General features: G+C 54.5%; 14 protein-coding genes. 9 read left to right on the top strand and 5 right to left on the bottom strand.

The window, feature by feature from the left end; translation table 11 throughout:
- Nucleotide 1: 1 nt before the first annotated feature.
- Together TH30_RS14335 and TH30_RS14330 are read right to left on the bottom strand one after the other, a co-directional pair.
- Nucleotides 2–1480 carry a Ppx/GppA family phosphatase gene (locus TH30_RS14335; protein ID WP_114098785.1) on the bottom strand — a complete coding sequence of 493 codons (1479 nt, stop codon included), beginning with the start codon at nt 1478–1480 and terminating at the stop codon, nt 2–4.
- A gap of 45 nt (nt 1481–1525) precedes the next feature.
- Complete coding sequence (locus TH30_RS14330) at nt 1526–3673, bottom strand: RNA degradosome polyphosphate kinase (RefSeq protein WP_114098784.1); 2148 nt, start codon at nt 3671–3673, stop codon at nt 1526–1528.
- Between the two features lie 178 nt (nt 3674–3851).
- Here TH30_RS14330 and TH30_RS14325 point away from each other — a divergent pair, with 178 nt between their 5' ends.
- The 4 genes from TH30_RS14325 to TH30_RS14310 all read left to right on the top strand — a co-directional run bounded on the left by TH30_RS14325 (nt 3852) and on the right by TH30_RS14310 (nt 8396).
- The gene (locus tag TH30_RS14325) at nt 3852–4406 is read left to right on the top strand and encodes a SixA phosphatase family protein (protein WP_258548733.1); all 555 of its coding nucleotides are present in this window, start codon (nt 3852–3854) and stop codon (nt 4404–4406) included.
- Nucleotides 4407–4650: 244 nt separating this feature from the next.
- Nucleotides 4651–6438: an aspartate--tRNA ligase gene (gene aspS / locus TH30_RS14320; RefSeq protein WP_114098881.1), complete on the top strand. Its 1788-nt coding sequence runs from the start codon at nt 4651–4653 to the stop codon at nt 6436–6438.
- Nucleotides 6439–6594: 156 nt separating this feature from the next.
- Nucleotides 6595–7545 (top strand): SPOR domain-containing protein, encoded by a 951-nt coding sequence (locus TH30_RS14315; protein WP_114098783.1) that lies wholly within the window; start codon nt 6595–6597, stop codon nt 7543–7545.
- Complete coding sequence (locus TH30_RS14310) at nt 7542–8396, top strand: cell envelope integrity EipB family protein (RefSeq protein ID WP_258548732.1); 855 nt, start codon at nt 7542–7544, stop codon at nt 8394–8396. The genes TH30_RS14315 and TH30_RS14310 overlap by 4 nt, the downstream gene beginning before the upstream one ends.
- 101 nt (nt 8397–8497) lie before the next feature.
- Here the strand turns inward: TH30_RS14310 and TH30_RS14305 are convergent, their stop codons facing one another.
- Nucleotides 8498–8815: an ArsR/SmtB family transcription factor gene (locus TH30_RS14305; RefSeq protein ID WP_068518198.1), complete on the bottom strand. Its 318-nt coding sequence runs from the start codon at nt 8813–8815 to the stop codon at nt 8498–8500.
- A 682-nt stretch (nt 8816–9497) separates the two neighbouring features.
- Here TH30_RS14305 and TH30_RS14300 point away from each other — a divergent pair.
- The 5 genes from TH30_RS14300 to dxs all read left to right on the top strand — a co-directional run bounded on the left by TH30_RS14300 (nt 9498) and on the right by dxs (nt 14740).
- Complete coding sequence (locus TH30_RS14300) at nt 9498–10427, top strand: histone deacetylase family protein (protein ID WP_114098782.1); 930 nt, start codon at nt 9498–9500, stop codon at nt 10425–10427.
- 112 nt (nt 10428–10539) lie between these two features.
- The gene (locus tag TH30_RS14295) at nt 10540–10803 is read left to right on the top strand and encodes an exodeoxyribonuclease VII small subunit (RefSeq protein WP_114098781.1); all 264 of its coding nucleotides are present in this window, start codon (nt 10540–10542) and stop codon (nt 10801–10803) included.
- A gap of 27 nt (nt 10804–10830) precedes the next feature.
- Nucleotides 10831–11727 (top strand): polyprenyl synthetase family protein, encoded by an 897-nt coding sequence (locus TH30_RS14290; RefSeq protein WP_114098780.1) that lies wholly within the window; start codon nt 10831–10833, stop codon nt 11725–11727.
- A 23-nt stretch (nt 11728–11750) separates the two neighbouring features.
- A complete protein-coding gene (locus TH30_RS14285) occupies nt 11751–12719 on the top strand; it encodes an alpha/beta hydrolase family protein (RefSeq protein WP_114098779.1) in 969 nt (322 codons plus the stop codon).
- 101 nt (nt 12720–12820) lie between these two features.
- Complete coding sequence (gene dxs, locus TH30_RS14280) at nt 12821–14740, top strand: 1-deoxy-D-xylulose-5-phosphate synthase (RefSeq protein ID WP_114098778.1); 1920 nt, start codon at nt 12821–12823, stop codon at nt 14738–14740.
- Nucleotides 14741–14825: 85 nt separating this feature from the next.
- Here the strand turns inward: dxs and TH30_RS14275 are convergent, their stop codons facing one another.
- Both TH30_RS14275 and TH30_RS14270 read right to left on the bottom strand, forming a co-directional pair.
- Nucleotides 14826–15608 (bottom strand): glucose 1-dehydrogenase, encoded by a 783-nt coding sequence (locus TH30_RS14275; RefSeq protein ID WP_114098777.1) that lies wholly within the window; start codon nt 15606–15608, stop codon nt 14826–14828.
- A gap of 113 nt (nt 15609–15721) precedes the next feature.
- Complete coding sequence (locus tag TH30_RS14270; RefSeq protein ID WP_114098776.1) at nt 15722–16435, bottom strand: YkgJ family cysteine cluster protein; 714 nt, start codon at nt 16433–16435, stop codon at nt 15722–15724.
- Nucleotides 16436–16465: the final 30 nt, after the last annotated feature.

Here is a 16465-nt window from a genome sequence, read left to right as displayed (position 1 = left end):
ATTATTTCAGACGGACTTCGCTTTCGCGGTTCATCAGTTTGGCAAGCTTTGAAAGCCGTTGTTCAACAACCTCGCCATAGAGTGTCGAGACCTTTTCATCGAACTCAAGGATTAGCTTGTCACCTTCAAGCAGAAGCCGGGTTTGTTGCAAAATGCCCTCAACCCCGCCCGAAAGCGTATGCCCAAGTCGAATGACATGACCAAACAGGCGGCCGGTCAGACGGGCATCATCATCAAGGATCCGGTCGCTGGCTTCATCACCCTTGAAATTGCCGGTATAGCGCGACCCGATTGTGTAGGCGAGAAACACCCGGTCATGATGGTTCAGATCAAGATAGGGGTGACGCAGAATGCGGTTATAGCTCTGTATTGCGCGATAATCAGGATGTTCGTTCCAGCCGACATCGCCAATGATACAGGCTGCAAGGCGCAAGCGTTCGATATTGTCAGGCAGTTCGGAGAAGATGGGCGCACACCAGCGTGCGACTTCCTCGCCATGCTGATGGAAGCGTTCACCGTCTTCGGCGAAGCTGAGGCAGGCATCAAGAAGCGGGTCGCGCTGACGCAAGTCTTCTGGCAGGACTTCATACATCCAGCCTTCACGCAGGCCATGGCCGGAAAAGACGACCTCGTTCGGGCACATGCGCGCCAACAGCATGTTCATGACAAGGGCGGCATGGGGCAGGCTGTCGACACGGCGTTTGGAGACACCGCCAATCTTTTCAAGCGAGATACGGCTTTGCTGCGAAATAATGTGGGTCAGTTCATCCATTTCGGATCGCGGCATTGCTAGGTTATGCACCACAGAAATCGGATAGTTTTCCTGGGCGATGAACAGTTTGGCAATCGAACGCCATGATCCGCCAACCGCAAAAAGCTGCTGCCCGCTTGCTTCGGAGAGCCAGTCGACACTGTCAAGATAACGGGTGATTTCGGCGGTCAGGCGCGCACGGTTCGAACCGAATACGGCATGAAGACGCATGGCCCCGAGGGGAAGGCTGACGCGCTTTTTAATCTCGCCCCGATCAAGCAGGACGAGTTCAAGCGACCCACCACCAATATCGCCCATAATGCCACTTGCAACCGGGTCACCGGAAATAATGCCAAGGGCAGAAAGCCGCGCTTCTTCAAGGCCGTCAATTACCTTGACCGTCAGTCCGGTTTCCCTGGCAATGCGATCACAAAACAGTTTGCCATCACTTGCCGCGCGCACAGCAGCGGTGGCAAGAACATCTACACGAGCGACCTTCATGGCACGCAAAAGCGTTGCAAACCGCTGCATGGCGACCACGGCAAGCTCGACCCCCTCGGGATTGAGCTTGCCGGTGTCTTCGGGGTCGCGTCCCAGTCCGCACATGACTTTCTCGTTGAAAATCGGGACTGGGGCACGTGTCATGCCATCGAAAATGACAAGGCGCACAGAGTTTGAGCCAACATCAATAATCGCGATGCGGTTGGAAGCCCGTTGGTCAGTTAGCATACTGTTGATGGCACCTGTTGGTCGTGTGTCTGCATCTTGGAAGGATCAATCATCAAGCTGCAGAACGGGGACATTCGGGTCCTCTTCATTCAGGGCGCTACCGCGGCCTGACAGGGACGGGTTGGTCATGAAATACTGGTGTGACGAAAACGCCTTTTCACCGGCTTCGCAGCGTTCATAGGAACCGTCAGCTTGCAGGTACCAGGCCTGTGCCGTGTCTTTGAGGTTGGCAATCATGATCTGTTCAACAATCTGGCGCTGACAGGTCGGATTTTCAACCGGAACAAGGGTTTCAACACGACGGTTCAAATTACGCGGCATCCAGTCCGCAGACGAGATAAAGGCCTTGGCCTTGCGCGACGGAAGCTTTGCCCCATTGGCAAAGACCACAATACGCGAATGTTCAAGGAAGCGACCGACAATTGATTTGACCCGGATATTTTCCGAAAGCCCCGGCACACCCGGACGCAAACAGCAAATCCCGCGCACCACCAGTTCAACATGCACACCGGCCTGGCTTGCCCGATAGAGCGCATCAATCACCACCGGATCGACCAGACTGTTCATCTTGGCCCAGATGCCACATGGCTTGCCAGCCTTGCAGTTTTCGATTTCCTGATCGATATGGGTCAAAAGTGTCGGGCGGAGTGTATGCGGGGCAATCGCGATCTTTTCAAGGGAACGCGGGGTCGCATAACCGGTCATGAAGTTAAAGATGCTTGCCGCATCGCGCCCCAAAGCCGGATCGCAGGAGAAGAATGAAATGTCGGTATAGAACTTTGCGGTGATCGGGTGATAGTTCCCGGTCCCGAAATGGACATAGGTCTTGAGGCCGTGGGTTTCGCGGCGGACAACCAGCGACACCTTGGCATGGGTTTTCCAGTCAAGGAAGCCATAAACCACCTGACAGCCGGCACGTTCAAGGTCGGCCGCCCAGCGCAGGTTGGCTTCCTCGTCAAAGCGGGCCTTGAGTTCGACCATGGCGGTGACGGATTTACCGGCCTCGGCAGCCGCAATCAGGGCTTTGACGATCGGGCTGTTTTCCGAGGTACGATAAAGGGTCTGCTTGATGGTGACGACATCCGGGTCGCGTGCAGCCTGAAGCAGGAACTGCACCACTACGTCGAAATCTTCGAACGGGTGGTGAACCACAAGGTCCTTTTTGCTGATGGCAGCAAAGCAATCACCGCCAAAGTCACGCACACGTTCCGGGTAACGCGCCGCATAGGGGGCAAACAAAAGGTCATGATGCAGATCGGAATCGATCAGCTGTTTGACATCGACGACCCCCAGAAGGCCGTCAACCTTGACGACTTCTTCAAGGGCGACATCAAGTTCATCAATGACAAAGTCCAGAAGGTCTTCGGGGATTGCCGCATTGACCTTAAGGCGGATGATGCTGCCGCGACGGCGACGTTTCAGGGCGGTTTTGAAAACACGCACCAGATCTTCTGCTTCTTCCTCGATCTCGACATCCGAGTCACGGATGACACGGAAGAAGCCATGTTCGATCATGTCAAAGCCCGGGAACAGCTTGCCAAGATACAGCAAGATCGCCTGTTCGACCGGAAGATAGCGTTCATTGCGACCCGGCAGACGCAGGAAGCGCCCGATCTTTTGCGGGACCGGGATCAGGCCGCGCATATTGTGCCCGTCAGCCGGATCAAACAGCTGCATCACAATGGCAAAGCCAAGGTTGGGAATGAACGGGAAGGGGTGTGACGGATCAATGGCAAGCGGTGTCAGGGTCGGGAAGATTTCGCGCATGAAATAGCCATCAAGCCATTTGCGGTCCGTCTGGGTCAGGTCGGACTGATCAATGACCGAAATGCCCTGCTGTTCCATTTCACGGCTAAGCTGTCGCCAGATGCGTTGCTGATCCTGCATCAGCTGGTTGGCATCAAAGGTAATGGCGCGCAGCTGCTCGGACGGGCTCATACCATCCTGACTGACCTTGGTCATGCCTGCGCGCAACTGACCGACAAGACCTGCGACGCGCACCATGTAAAATTCATCAAGGTTGCTGGCCGAGATCGACAGAAAGCGCAAGCGTTCAAGCAGCGGGTGCCCGCTATTCTGGGCTTCTTCAAGAACGCGATTGTTGAAAGCCAGCCACGAAAGTTCGCGGTTTATGAAACGGCTTTCCGAATCAATGGTGATCGCGCTTGATTGAACTGCAGCGGCGTGTGTCACGCTATGCCTCCTGCGGATTGAGGGAATGTCTTTGAATTTATGCGACAGTTCCCGGTTGCAAATGGAGTATAGGATAACTGTTTGCGCCCGTGCAATTTTCTTAAATTTATGTGTCAGTTTTTCTGATGGCGCTACAGGCTTCTATATGGCATGGAAGAACACCGTTTGATCATCATTCATGGCTGTAAAGACCGAAGACATGAAGACGTTGCTGTTGCTCAGGCATGCAAAATCAAGCTGGTCCGACCCCGGTCGGGCCGACCATGACCGTGAACTCAACCGTCGTGGCGAAAAGGCGGCACCATTTATGGGGCGTTTCCTGCGTGAGCAGGCCCTGATACCTGATCTTGTCTGGTGTTCGACGGCGGCTCGTACGGTGCAGACACTTGGTCTTCTGGGGCGCGATTTTGCCACCCATGCCGATGTGATCTATAGCGAAGATCTTTATATGGCCGGTGAAAGCGTGTTGCTTGAAAGCCTTCATCACACCCATGAAGACGCGACGTCCGTGATGTTTATCGGCCATAATCCCGGTATCGAGATGTTTGCGCAGGCACTGTTCGGGGCCGGGGACGCAGAGGCCCGAGATGCAATGGCGCGCAAATATCCGACATGCGCGCTGGCGCATTTCAAATTTGATGTGGAAAACTGGACGGATATCACCTTTGGCTCCGGCACCCTGATCGGCTTTACCAAGGTCAAGGATTTGCAGGCAATCAAGGTCGGATCGTGACGAACTGGCGATCTGCAAGACGGTGATATGCAAGACGGGCACTTGACGCGCCGCCTTCGAGAGCGTTTTATACCGCGGAAATTTTGACGCCGCGTATGAACGGCAGTGAACACATCACCGCGAAACGTTTCGAAATTGTCGGAACGGGTCTGTTGTGGTGCGTTTTTTGTTTGACAGCGCGGGTCTGGCATGCACCTTTGCGGCCAAATTTGCGGCCCAAAATATAAAGCAACCTGGAATGACAATGCATCCTTATCGCTCACATAATTGTAATGCGCTGCGCGCGACTGACGCAGATGCGGAAGTTCGTCTGTCTGGCTGGATTCACCGTAAGCGTGACCACGGCAACCTTCTGTTTGTTGACCTGCGCGACCATTACGGCATCACCCAGGTCGTGATCGACATTTCCAGCCCGCTGTTTGAAACGCTTGATAAAGCGCGCGCCGAAAGCGTGATCACGGTCGATGGCAAGGTTGTCAAACGTACTGCGGAAACCATCAATCCGAATCTGCCGACCGGCGAGATCGAGGTTTATGCATCGAATATCGAAGTTCAGTCCGCGGCTGAAGTTCTGCCGATGCCGGTCTTTGGCGACGTTGAATATGGCGAGGAAATCCGCCTGCGTCACCGTTACCTTGATCTGCGTCGCGAAAGTGTTCATTCGAACATCGTTCTGCGTTCGAAGGTCATTTCGGCCATGCGTCAGAAAATGACTGCACAGGGCTTCCTTGAAATCCAGACCCCGATCCTGACGGCAAGCTCGCCGGAAGGCGCACGTGACTTCCTGGTTCCGTCGCGTATGCATCCGGGCAAGTTCTATGCGCTGCCGCAGGCTCCGCAGCAGTTCAAACAGCTTCTGATGGTTTCGGGCTTTGACCGTTACTTCCAGATTGCACCGTGCTTCCGCGATGAAGATGCACGTGCTGACCGTTCGCCGGGTGAATTCTATCAGCTCGACTTCGAGATGGCCTTTGCCACCCAGGAAGACGTATTCGCCGCGATCGAGCCGGTTCTCTATGAGATCTTTGTCGAGTTCGGCGGTGGTCGTGATGTTACCCCGTTCCCGTTCCCGCGTATTCCGTTCGATGAATCGATGGCGAAATACGGTTCGGACAAGCCGGATCTGCGTAACCCGCTTCTGATTTCCGATGTAACCGAGCCGTTCCGTGGTTCGAGCTTTGGTATCTTTGCCTCGAACATCGAAAAAGGTTCGGTCGTTCGCGCCATTCAGGCAACTGGTGCCGCTTCACGTCCGCGCAGCTTCTTTGACAAGCTGAACTCATGGGCACGTGACGAGGGTGCGGCTGGTCTTGGCTATATCGTTTATGGCGAAGACGGCGAAGCAAAAGGCCCGATTGCCAAGAACCTTGATGCCGATCGTATTGCGCAGATCAAGGAAATCGCAGGCGTATCGAACGGCGATGCTGTGTTCTTCGTGTGTGACAAGGCCCTGGCTGCGGCCAAGTTTGCTGGCAAGGTCCGTGACAAGGTCTGTGACGAACTTGAACTGCGCGAAGAAGGTATGTTCAAGTTCTGCTGGATTGTTGACTTCCCGATGTATGAGGAAGATGACGACGGCAAGATCGAATTCAGCCACAACCCGTTCTCGATGCCGCAGGGCGGTCTTGAGTCGCTTGAAAACATGAACCCGCTTGATATCAAGGCCTGGCAGTATGACATCGTGTGTAACGGTATCGAGCTGTCGTCGGGTGCCATTCGTAACCACCGTCCGGACATCATGTACAAGGCGTTCGAGATTGCCGGTTACGGTCAGGACGTGGTCGAAGAACAGTTTGGCGGCATGCTTAACGCGTTCAAATTCGGCGCACCGCCGCACGGTGGTTCTGCCCCGGGTGTTGACCGTATCGTCATGCTGCTTGCTGACGAGCCGAACATTCGCGAAGTCATTGCCTTCCCGCTGAATCAGCAGGCACAGGATCTTATGATGAACGCGCCTTCGAATGTCGAAGACAAGCAGCTTAAAGAACTGCATCTGCGTGTTCAGCTGCCGCCGAAGGCGAAAAAAGACTGATTATGTTTCGGGGCTTCGGGCCCGGATATATCATGTGATGAACGGCCCGGTTTTGTCCGGGCCGTTTTCTTTTGTGCCAACTGGTTACCTAATATTAACTGCCGATGCGCCAAAGTACCGCGAAGATAACAAATTTGATCCTTCGGGGGATGGCCTGTGAAAAAGATACTCGTTGTGGCTGCACCATTGGCACTCGGTGCGTGCGGTGGGCCGATTGAGCTTACCGTTGCCAAGCTGGCAGGTGATTTGATCAGCTATGTCACCACAGGAAAAAGCACGACAGATCATGCCGTGTCCATCGTTGCCGAACAGGATTGCGCGCTGCATCGTCCGCTGTTTGATCAGGATATCTGCAAGGACGACGAAATCGTTCTTGCCGAAGAAGCCGCAGCACTCGCCCCACTGGGCGAGCCGGAAATCAAACAGGAAATCCGTACCGCCCGACCCGAGATTTATGCGGTCAATGCGCCCGCTGAGAACTGGTCACGCCCGGTTGATATGAATGCAACGCCGATTATCAAGACCGATCTTCCGCCGCGTGCAACAATTGCCCAAACCGAACTTGGCGCGCCCGCAAATGAAAAGCCGGTCGAAGTTGCCTCGGCATCCGAGCAGTTCGATGCCGGTGATGTTGTGTCCTATGGCAATGAAGGCAATGTGCTTGATCCGCAGGCCGAAGCCGATGCCGCGATTGCCGGTTATGTTTCCGACGCCAAACCGGCAGAAACCGCGCAGCCCGAAACAATGACAGCTGCCCTGGTTGATGCCGCGGTTATGACTGATGACAATGCGCCTGTGGCCAATGCAACCGGGATTGATGCAGCGGTCGATGGCAAGGGATTGGCTGGTGATGTACTTGCAGCACCTCTGCCGGGTGATTATGTGATCTTGGCAAGTTTTGCCAATGAAGCCCGTGCGCAGAAGGCCCTTGAGATTTACAACGAATATCAGCCCCGGCTTTTGACTGCGCTTGTGAATGGTCGCAATTATATGCGGGTTGCAGTCGGTCCGCTTTCGGCAGAACATGCAAATGATTTACGCCTTCTTGCTGTCAAAAAGGGTGTTAAAGATCCCTGGATTGTCGGGATTGGCGCCACCGGAGAGTGATATTGTCGGTTTTGTTTTCGAAGTTTGAAGAAAGTCGGCGTTCCTTCGCAGGAACGCTGATCTTGTGTTTGGGGCTTGCAGGATGTGCGGCACAGGCTGGAAGTGTTTCCAGTGTCGAAAGTGCAATGATCCCGCATGTCGCGGAATATCATTTCAAGATGACCCGTTCTGATCAGGGGAGTTCGGTGGTTGATGCATCGGGTGTCCTTGGTTATCGCTTTGAAAAAATGTGTGATGGCTGGGTCACTGAAATGCAGCAGATCATGATTCTGCAAGGCGCGGAAGGAACCGCAATCAATTCAGCCTATTCCATGACCCAGTGGGAAGACTTTGCAGGCGCGCATTATCGTTTCCGGATGAGCGACTATCTTGATGGTACCAAGGTTGATGAAATCGTCGGATCGGCCGTCCGTGAAAGCGACGCTGTCAAGGTGACCTATCAGGTCCCGGTTGAAGTGACCGAGGAGCTTCCGGCAGATACGATGTTCCCGACGCAGCACTCAGCAATGTTGCTTGAGCGCGCAGCGGCCGGTGAGAAATTTGGCAATGATCTTGTCTTTGATGGCAGTGGTGAAACACCGACCAACCGGATTGCCGTGGTCATTTCAGATCAAAAGAAGCCGGACCATAATGCTGATGATCCTGACAAGATCGCAACGACGCTGTTCCATCGCATGAATTTGGCATTCTATCCGCTGGGTGCTGCGGAAAATGGTCCTTCGACCGAGATGGCGGTGGATTTCGGGCTGAATGGGGTCGCCCATGCCATGCGGTTCGACTATGGCGAGTTCGAGGTGCTGGGAACGCTTGATAAGGTATCGTTGCTGCCGCAGCCTGATTGCGGGTCATGACCCGACGGGCATGCTGTTGCGTGTGATATGGTGTTAAGCCACAAAAAAAAGCCTGCCACAAATGGCAGGCTTTTTTTTGTGGGGGATTACCCTGATCATTTTCACGCAGCAGCGGCATTGCTGCTGGTATCGCAATAAAGCCCATAGAGTGTCTTGATGACACGCAGAGCTTCGTCACCATGCAACGAGTAGAAAATGGTCTGTGCCTCGCGACGGGTTTTAACAAGTTTGTCACGACGCAGGCGTGCAAGGTGCTGCGACAGGGCGGACTGGCTTAGCCCGACGATACGTTCGAGTTCGCCAACGGACTTTTCGCCTTCGTTAAGTTGGCAAAGAATAAGCAGTCTGCTCTGATTGCTCATGGCCTTTAACAGGGTGCTCGCCTGTTGGGCCTTTTGTTCTAAATGGTTTAGTTCCATTTGGCTTCCTTATAAGCCTGGCCGCAAGCGGCCATTGTCCCAATGAAAATCCGATTTTTTTTGTCATTTGATCCCATCAAAGCAGATGAAGATCATGCGACCGGAGTTTCCATTCCTTATACAACCTGAAAGGTTGTGGCTCTTGAACCCACCAAACACTAATGTTTGGCTCGTTCTTATTCTCAAGTATATGCCGGTTCTGTCAAGATGCAGTTTATTCTCAACAGGACATCATTTGATTGTTACTCGGTTGGAATACCTCGCGATACACCGGATTTCCGCGTTGATATCAGAAAGTTCACTGATAAGCGTTTCTTGATCCACCCCCTGACTTTTGCAAGGCTTAAAGGCAAAAATGCGCCGAATTACGGGCAATTTATCGTCTAAAGGTGTCTTTTGCGTCGCTTTCAGGAACTTCGTCGATTACGCAAATCTAACATCGAGAAAAAGGCGAAACTGTGAAAGTGATTACAATTTTAACGGTCAGAGGTCGCCCGGTTTGGTTTAAAAAACAACCAAAGAACTTGCAGCGCCCATGGGGGATATGCTGATTTAGAACAAAGCGGCGCGCCCGGCGTCGCGATTATGATACCAAAATCACGCATATAAGCAGGAGATGCGCAGCATAATCCTGCAAGACCCGATCATATTGCTGATCCAATCAGGAAGGCGACCAAAAGAGATGGCGACACTGTTCGTTACGCATCACGATTGCATTGAACATGATACCGGCCCGGGCCACCCGGAAAGCTCGGACCGATTGCGCGTCATTCAGCGTGTTTTCGAGGCCGAGGAATTCATGTTTCTGCACCGTGAAGAAGCCCCGCTGGGCGATATGGACCTGATCAAGGCTGTGCATGATCCGGCCTATGTCGACAAGGTGATGGCGTCTATTCCGGAAAGCGGCATCAAGTCACTTGATGGCGATACCTATATTTCGCCAAAATCGGGCAAGGCGGCGCTGCGTGCTGTCGGCGGGGCATGCGTTGCCGTTGACGCGGTCGTGGATGGTCATGAACATAATGCCTTTGTTGCCACGCGCCCGCCCGGGCACCATGCCGAATATGACCGGGCGATGGGATTCTGTCTGTTTAACAATGCCGCGATTGCCGCCCATTACGCGCGCAAGCGTTACGGTTTGAAACGCATCGCAGTGATGGATTTTGATGTTCATCACGGCAATGGTACGCAGGATTTGTTCTTTAACGATCCGGATCTGTTTTATTGTTCGACCCATCAATGGCCGCTTTATCCCGGCACCGGTGCCGAGACCGAACGGGGCTGTGCCAACAATATCCTTAATGTCGGATTGCCTGCGGGTGCCGGAACAGCCGAACTTCAGGCGGCCTTTAATGAAACCGTGATTCCGGGCATTTCAGCTTTCAAGCCGGAACTTCTGATCGTTTCGGCGGGGTTTGACGCCCACAAGAACGATCCGCTGGCAGGCCTGTGCTTCGAGACCGACGATTTCGTCTGGATCACCCGGCAATTAATGGCGCTTGCCGATGCGCAATGCGAGGGGCGTCTGGTGTCGCTTCTTGAGGGCGGATATGATTTGCCGTCGCTTGCCGAAAGTGTGCTGCAGCATGTACGAACCCTTATGACGGGCTAAGGGATGGCGACTGTTATCCTAATGTTTAGACAAGACGAAATTCCACTCTGTCTGGTTGCCCTGATCAGGACTTACGCGTAAACTCCGGCGCACTCAAAGAAATGGAGCTTACATGTCCGAGGCTACTTCATCTTCCGCCATCCCTGATGATATCGCAAAACTCAGCTTTGAAGAGGCATTGGGTCAGCTAGAGACCCTTGTCCGCCAGCTTGAGCAGGGCCAGGTTGGACTGGATGACGCGATTGCATCATATGAACGTGGTGCGGCCCTGAAACGTCATTGTGCGGACAAGTTACGTGCGGCCGAAGAGCGCATTGAAAAAATCACCCTGAATGCGGATGGCCGCCCGTCGGCAACCCCAATTGAAATTGAATAGGGCGATTGCCCCTTAACTTCGGAGACCGTGGTGAGTTACGACCTGCTTGCCGGACTGAGTGCAGCGTCTGCCGATCTTGGTGAGACACTCGACAAAATTTTACCGCGTGCCAATGGCCAGATTGAGCAGCGCCTGTTTCAGGCGATGCGTTATTCCACCTTGGGCGAGGGCAAACGCCTGCGCCCGTTTCTGGTGCTGAGCTCGGCATCTTTGTTCAAGGTGTCACGCCATTCTGCTTTGCGCGTTGCTGCGGCGGTCGAGATGGTTCACAGCTATTCGCTGATCCATGATGATCTGCCCGCGATGGATGATGATGATCTGCGGCGCGGCAAGCCAAGCTGCCACAAGCAGTTTGACGAGGCGACCGCAATCCTTGCCGGTGATGCGCTTCTGACCCAGGCATTCGAAGTTCTGGCAGACGAAGACACCCATCCTGATCCGCGTGTCTGTACCGATCTTGTGCGTGCACTTGCCCGTGCGGCGGGGCCGCATGGTATGGTGGGGGGCCAGATGATCGATCTGGCGGGCGAAGGCCAGTCCCTTGATCAGGCACAGGTAACTCACCTGCATCTGCTGAAAACCGGTCGCATGTTTGCCTTTGCCTGCGAAGCCGGTGCCATTCTTGGCAAGGCGCCGAAAAGCATTCGCATGGCATTGCGTTCCTATGCCCATGACATGGGGCTGGCGTTCCAGATCAAGGATGACCTGCTTGATGTCGAAGCAAGTTCCGAAGAACTTGGCAAGACTGCAGGCAAGGATATCGATCAGGACAAGTCGACCTTTGTCAAATTGCTGGGGCTGGAACAGGCTCGCGATCAGGCAAAGATGCTGTGTGACCAGGCGATCAACCATCTGAGCTGCTTTGACGATGAAGCCGAACCGCTGCGTGCAGTGGCGCGGTTCGTTGTTGAACGCGGCCGGTAAGCCAGACAGTCACGCGCCCCACCATGACTGATCAGCCAAAATATACAGCCGGTTTTCGTGACCGGCTGTTTGACAAGGACCCGTTCCCGCTTGCGATCTGGTATCCGGCAGAAATGCCGGAAAAACCGGTGCGTCATATGGGGGTGGCATCCAGTGCGGCGCGCAATGTGCCCTTTGCCGGTAACGGGCCGTTTCCGATTGTGATGTTTTCGCATGGATCGGAAGGCCATCGGTTTAACCAGTTCTGGTTGGCCGAATATCTGGCACGGCGCGGCTATATCGTGGCCGCCCCGCAGCATGAAGGGGATAATTACCTTGATGCGTCCGATGCAAGGCAATTGACGATCATTGAACGACGCCCGCGCGAAATGCGTCTGGCGCTTGATCTGTTGCTTGATCATGGGGAAATCGCCGATCACATCGACCCGGGTCGCATTTACGCGCTGGGCCATTCGGCTGGCGGGGCGACGGTCCTTAAGCTGGCTGGCTGGGATTTTGATGCCAAGGCCTGGCAAAGTTACTGTGCGCTCAATGCCGAAAGTGACAGGGTGATTTGCCAGTTTGCGCCAACGGATGATCACATTGACCAGCTTCATGCCGCCAATGGCGGGCCGGTGGTTTCGGAATATGATCCGAGGATTGCGGCAATCATTGCAGTGACACCGGCATTTGGTGTGGCGGCCACTGATGATGGCCTGTCGGATGTTTCCGTGCCGATGCTGTTTGTCGAGGCCGATAGAGACGAAATCCTGCATGATCACGTCAATGCCGCGCATTTCCGAAAGCTTCTGCGCGGTCGGGCAAAGTTTGTCCGGGTCAAAGGGGCCGGGCACTATTCATTCTTACCCCAATGTACCCCGTATATTGCTGAAAACTTTGGCTATTTATGCCGTGATTTCGGTCGTGAACGCGATGCCATTCACCGCACTGTCGAACAAGTTGTTTACGGCTTTCTCGAACGTGTGAAATCAGGTGAAATTCAGGGTCGCTAATTCAGTTGAACCTCGCTATTTTACGCAGCTTGCAACTTGGACATGGAAACGTCACCCTGTTGTAATCTACGCCATATAAAAAATTGAAAATCGAGATCGGTATGAGCACGACCTCCAAGACCCCGCTGTTGGATACGATTAACACTCCTGACGAGCTGCGCAAATTGCAGCCTGCGCAGATGCGACAGGTGGCAGACGAATTGCGCGCCGAGGTGATTGATGCCGTATCTGTCACGGGCGGACATCTTGGTGCAGGCCTTGGTGTGGTTGAGCTGACGGTTGCGATCCATTACCTGTTTGATACGCCGTATGACCGCGTGATCTGGGATGTCGGCCATCAGTGCTATCCGCATAAAATCCTGACCGGGCGTCGTGACCGTATTCGCACGCTACGCCAGGGCGGTGGTCTTTCGGGTTTCACCAAGCGATCCGAGTCCGAGTATGATCCGTTCGGGGCGGGCCACAGCTCCACCTCGATCTCGGCCGGTCTTGGCATGGCGGTGGCCAACCAGCTTTCCGATGACAAGCGCAAGAATGTCATTGCCGTGATCGGCGACGGGTCGATGAGTGCGGGCATGGCCTATGAAGCCATGAACAATGCTGCGGCCACCGACCAGCGTTTGATTGTCATCCTGAACGATAACGACATGTCGATTGCCCCGCCGGTGGGCTCCATGTCGGGTTATCTGTCACGCCTGATTTCCGGCAAGGGCTATCAGGGGCTGCGCAACGCTGCGAAGGGCCTGACAAAGCATCTGCCGCGCCAGATCGAAGAAGCTGCGCGCAAGCTTGAAGAATATACCCGTGGCATGGTCACGGGCGGGACCCTGTTTGAAGAAATGGGATTCTTCTATGTCGGTCCGATTGATGGTCACAACATGGATCATCTGTTGCCGGTACTTAAAAATGTACGTGATGCCGATGTTGATGGTCCGATCCTGATCCATGCGGTCACGCAAAAGGGCAAGGGTTATGGCCCGGCCGAAAGTGCCGCAGACAAATATCATGGCGTTGCCAAGTTTGATGTGGTGACCGGGAAACAGGCCAAGCCGACCCCGAATGCGCCAAGCTACACCAAGGTGTATGGCGAAACGCTGGTCAAGCTTGGTGAAAAGGACGAAAAAGTCACGGCAATTACCGCCGCCATGCCATCGGGCACCGGTGTGAATATCTTTGCCGACCGTTTCCCGGATCGTGCCTTTGACGTTGGTATTGCTGAACAGCACGCGGTGACCTTTGCCGCCGGTATGGCGTGCGAGGGCTACAAGCCGTTTTGCACGCTTTATTCGACCTTCCTGCAGCGTGGCTATGATCAGGTTGTTCATGATGTTGCCATCCAGAACCTTCCGGTGCGTTTTGCAATGGACCGTGCCGGTCTGGTCGGCGCGGATGGTGCAACCCATGCAGGGGCCTATGACATTGCCTATCTTGGCTGTTTGCCGAACTTTGTTCTGATGGCTGCTGCTGATGAGGCGGAACTGGTTCACATGACCACGACCGCATGGGCGATTGATGACCGGCCGAGTGCGTTCCGCTATCCGCGTGGCGAGGGTGTTGGTGTTGAAATGCCGACCGAGGGACAGGTTCTTGAAATCGGCAAGGGCCGTATTCTGCGCGAAGGTGGAAAGATTGCCATTCTGTCCTATGGCACGCGGTTGGCAGAAGCACTTCTGGCGGCAGAGGATCTGGCTGCGCGCGGTCTTCCGGCAACGGTTGCCGATGCACGCTTTGCCAAGCCGCTTGATCACCAGTTGATCGCCGATCTTGCCCGCAATCATGAAGTCCTGATCACCATCGAAGAAGGCTCGATCAACGGCTTTGGCGCGATGGTCCTTCAGCACATGGCAGGGCAGGGGCTTTTGGATAACGGTCTTAAAATCCGTACCATGGCATTGCCCGATAGCCTGATTGATCACGACAAGCCGGAAATCCAGTATCAGAAAGCCGGTCTGGATGCCGCAGCTATTGTCAAGACGGCCCTTGGTGCGCTTGGTCTGAGCGAGAGCAAGGCGCGGGCCTAAACCGGATTGATCATCGGGTCTGTTGAAATACAAACAGCGCAGATAGCGATATCTGCGCTGTTTTCATTTCGGAGACTGGCGGACCTTAGTCGACGTAAATCATCTTGTGCGTCATGCCGCCATCAATGCGGATGGTTTCCCCCGTCATAAAGCCCGATTTCGTTGCTTCCAGAAGGAAGCTTACCGCCTGTGCGATGTCTTCTGGGGTGCCGACGCGCCCGACCGGATGTTGGGATTTGTCGGTTTCACTATGTTCGGGTCGGGATCGGTTGGATGATTTCTGCCAGTCGCCGACTTCGATCCAGCCCGGGGCAATGGCATTGACGCGAACGTCGCCCGCAAGGCTGACCGCAAGGGCGTGGGTCAGGGCAACGACACCACCCTTGGATGCGGCATAGGATTCTGTATTGGCTTCGGATTGAAACGCGCGGGTCGATGCGATGTTTACAATCGCACCCTTGGTGTGGCGCAGATGTTGTGTTGCATGTTTGGTCGCAAGGAACACACCACCCAGATTGACATTGATCACACGCTGCCACTGATCCCATTCAAGGTGCTCAATACCACCCGAACGCGGATTTGCAATGCCGGCATTATTGACCAGACCATCAATGCGCCCGAACCGGTCAACGGTTTGCTGAACAGCAAGTTTGATGTCGCTTTCGTTTGCGACGTCACCAGCGATAAACAGGGCGCGGTCCTGCTGTTCGGGGGCAAGGGCGTCAAAGGCCTCTTTGCCGGCGTCTTCATCGCGATCAAACAGCGTTACCCGCCAACCGGCATCAAGAAGGTGTTTTGAAATGCCAAGACCCAGACCCTGTGCCGCACCTGTGACAAAAGCGACCAGTTGATCAGACGCGTTGCTCATATTTGCCCCGTGTTCGAGTGTGGAAAATAGGATCGGCCAGAACAGCCGACTTGCGGAAAATGGTCCTGTTTTTCAGGGATTGCAATGGCTGGTGGCGCGGAAGTGCAGATTGCTCAGACAGATGGCGACTTGATCGCGGGATCAAGCTGATCAAGCAGCGCATGCACAAAGCCCTTTTGCCGCGGATTCAGGTTTCGCCGCGAGGCTGTCTGTTGCAGGGCGTCGGTCGCCTCGATATGCAGGCGGTAATGGCCCGGGTCCTGATCAATTGTTGTTGCACGTTCGCTGTCATCCCCAAAGACCATCCTGTGACAGCGTCCTGCATCCGATGAGGTAAAGGCACGGCAGGACAGCGGACGGACATCATAGATGCTACAGCGGTTATCTTCGCCCAGAAGCGGGCAGCGCACGCGAACCTCGGCCGTTGTTTTCGACTGTTCGATGATCGCTGCGGCATTTTTTAAACGGGCAAGAAGGTCTGTCTGTTCGCGGTGATCAAATGTCTTGCGTATGTGATCGGCAATCAGGCTTGTGACACCGGGTGGAACACTGACAAACAGATTGCAGCAAGCGCTGCATTGATCGCAGCAATCGTGATGCTGCGGATTTGGGAAACTTGATGCGATGGCCGTAGAGGCCGTGTCGACCATGGACATTGCCAGGCGTGCGGCATCGGCCATGGTTGGCTGGGCATCAAGGGCATGTTCAAGTTCGCGCCGGAAGGTCTGGAACATCTCGTCATAGCGACGCGATGCCTCGCAGGTGAGCGCACCTGTGTTGGCAATACTTTGCGATATCTTGTCAATGGCGTCGTCAAGTTCGGCCATATATCCCAGCGTCTTCCTGATGGGCGCATT

The organism is Thalassospira profundimaris, assembly GCF_003326795.1.
GTDB lineage: Bacteria > Pseudomonadota > Alphaproteobacteria > Rhodospirillales > Thalassospiraceae > Thalassospira > Thalassospira profundimaris_C.
Note: the sequence above shows the minus strand (reverse complement) of the source record. Positions and strands in the feature narration are given on the sequence as shown.